The sequence below is a fragment of the Vibrio sp. YT-19(2023) genome (genome assembly GCF_033337395.1).
Map to the genome: position 1 here is coordinate 1 of NZ_JAWOQN010000850.1, position 579 is coordinate 579.

Sequence of the window (579 nt, forward strand, 5' to 3'; positions counted from 1 at the left end):
ATTAACATCGCACGGCGAAGCGGTTGTACTCGTAGAAACGGCAAATGCTGACGGCAGCTTCACTTACAGTGCGACGGCAGATGGCAATCCAGTATTTACGTTGATAGTGAACGCTGATGGCTCTTACAACTTCACGTTGGAAGGCCCAATCGATCACGCTATTAATAGCGACGAGCTAACGCTGAACTTCCCAATCATCGCAACGGACTTTGATGGTGACACCAGCTCTGCGGTGCTCCCAGTGACTATCGTCGATGACCAACCGACCATCACAAACGTCGATGCCATTACAGTGGATGAAGACGATCTGTCAAACACAGGCTCAGACCAAAACGACGCAGTTTCTATTGATGGCAAGTTCACCACAACGGAAGGTTCTGACCGAGTGGTGAGCTATCAACTCGATGGTTCGACGAACCCTGTAGCAGGATTAACGTCGCACGGCGGAGCGGTTGTACTCGTAGAAACGGCAAATGCTGACGGCAGCTTCACTTACACTGCGACGGCAGATGGCAATCCAGTATTTACGTTGATAGTGAATGTGGATGGCTCTTACAACTTCACGTTGGAAGGCCCAAT

Annotated in this window: 1 protein-coding gene; it reads left to right on the forward strand. The window is 50.3% G+C overall.

The features are described 5' to 3' along the window. On the forward strand, positions 1 to 579 hold a 579-nt coding region (locus tag R7E78_RS28810), incomplete at both ends, for a hypothetical protein (protein WP_318058974.1).